Annotated in this window: 1 protein-coding gene, 1 tRNA gene and 1 rRNA gene; all 3 read right to left on the bottom strand. The window is 47.7% G+C overall.

All coding sequences use genetic code 11. The features are described 5' to 3' along the window. Positions 1-202: 202 nt before the first annotated feature. Complete coding sequence (locus J3U76_RS14305; protein WP_208006644.1) at positions 203-715, bottom strand: hypothetical protein; 513 nt, start codon at positions 713-715, stop codon at positions 203-205. A 1,012-nt stretch (positions 716-1,727) separates the two neighbouring features. Further along, positions 1,728-1,804 (bottom strand) — tRNA-Asp (locus tag J3U76_RS14300). Positions 1,805-1,837: 33 nt separating this feature from the next. Beyond that, positions 1,838-1,952, bottom strand: a 5S ribosomal RNA gene (gene rrf / locus J3U76_RS14295). Positions 1,953-1,961: the final 9 nt, after the last annotated feature.

The following is a 1,961-nucleotide window of genomic DNA, read 5'->3' as shown; positions in this document are numbered from 1 at the left end:
AACCAACGAAACTCAGTATTGTTGGTAAACAACGACGATGCTGGATGAAAACAGCGCATCTTGAGAAGGTGTTGATGGCAGGAATATCTTCAATGGTTAAAAACTAAACACTCATGCGGTTGCCCTGTATATAAATAGCTTCATTATCTGCGTTCACACTTAACCCCCTCCCGTATGTATAAGATATAAGCATTTAACCGTATCACTCCACCACTACCACAGTCATGTCTGGGACATATTCAACATCATGCACAATGGAGTATATAAGCTCAGCGACCTTGGCATCATTAGCCTTATTTTCTGGCATACCGATATGCTCAGTGACAAATTCGGTTAAATAGTTAGCAAGAGGAGTATGCGAGCTGTGGGCTAGTGCTAATTCAAAGGCTTGCTCTGTGTATCTGCTGTACTCATCTCGGGGCAGGTTACTGCCGGATACGCCAATTGGGTCCCAGATATAAAATAAAACCTCATCGATACGGCACACCAGCTGATCGATACGGTTAGTGGCTTGTACTAAGCATAATTCGAACGTCTCTTGGCTGGTAGCAAGTCCTGCCTCATTAAGAGGACTCACACCCTGCTGCTGCCTTTTTTTGGCGATGTTAGCGATGTATTCTTCTCGCATAGGGTTGATGCCTTTTTTTCTGTCTGCCGCATCGCTCTTGCTATCGTAGCAAAAATCAAACTCTTCAGAAAACCACCTACTATGCATGCTTTTGGCCAGCGTATGTATTAGCTCTTGGTATCTAGGCAAGTGATGCCAATCTAAGTAAAAATGTGATCTGATTTAACGCTGGATACTCGAGGCAATAGAGTCACCTCCCACTACACGCCGCTGGACTAGCCATCTTTGCTGGGTAAAAACTGCGAATATTCACAGGATATTCGTTTTGTTACCCAACAAAGATACACGCCAGCAAGCTGCCCCATACGGGCTCGGGAAATGCCATCCCTGGCATTGTCACTGTCTTGGTGGAAGCCGATCTCTGTTACCTCTCTTGAAGCTCCGAGCTGCCTGCTAATCCCATTTACAGGCGGCTTCGTGGTATAGGGGCGGATAAAGGGATCTACATCAGCGACCATCACATGACAGGGACGTCATGTGCTGAGCGCCACAGGGAGGTGCTTGCAGCGTGTCGGTGGAGTAGACCCTTTGTTCGACTTTTTATACAAACAAAAATAGATCAGTTATTTTTCCAGATTGGTATAAAGATCTGATCATTTTTGAACCCGAGCTCAGAGGCAACACAGTCGCCTTCCACGACACGCCATGAACTCATCCCTGAGGGCTCGTGAAATGCCGTCCATGGCATTTCACGGTCGTGGGAGTCGATCTCTGTTGCCTCTTCTCTAGCATCGAGTTGTCTGTAGACGGCGCTAACAGCCAACGCCGGTGTATCAAGAAGGACAAAGGGAGCTGCTCGGCCGCGCCACGGATGGCGCGCCTGAGCCTCCAAGGAAGATACACGGCGAGTCGGGGGAGCGGGCACTTTGTCCGACCTTTTGTAGAACAACCAAATAGATCAGTTATTTAATCTGTTTGGTATTAGAAAAAATAGCTTCTAGATGTGCACATTGAACACCGGTCAAAACTGGTGTGTGGTCACCAAATGGTCACAGTTTGGTCACGGAGATGGATTTGATAAAGTGGAAAAAAGAAATTTACAGGGTGCTAGAAAAGCAAAAAGCCCTTAGCTATCAATAAGCTAAGGGCTTCTAATTAATGGCGGAGTGGACGGGACTCGAACCCGCGACCCCCGGCGTGACAGGCCGGTATTCTAACCAACTGAACTACCACTCCGCAAAACTGGGATAGTTGAGTACTAAATTAGGCGCCTGGCAGTGACCTACTTTCACATGGCATCTGCCACACTATCATCGGCGCGGCTGCGTTTCACTACTGAGTTCGGCATGGAGTCAGGTGGTTCCACAGCGCTATGGCCGCCAGGCATAAATTG

This window comes from Oceanisphaera pacifica (assembly GCF_017498065.1).
Classification (GTDB): domain Bacteria; phylum Pseudomonadota; class Gammaproteobacteria; order Enterobacterales; family Aeromonadaceae; genus Oceanimonas; species Oceanimonas pacifica.
This window is presented reverse-complemented; position numbering and strand designations above follow the sequence as displayed.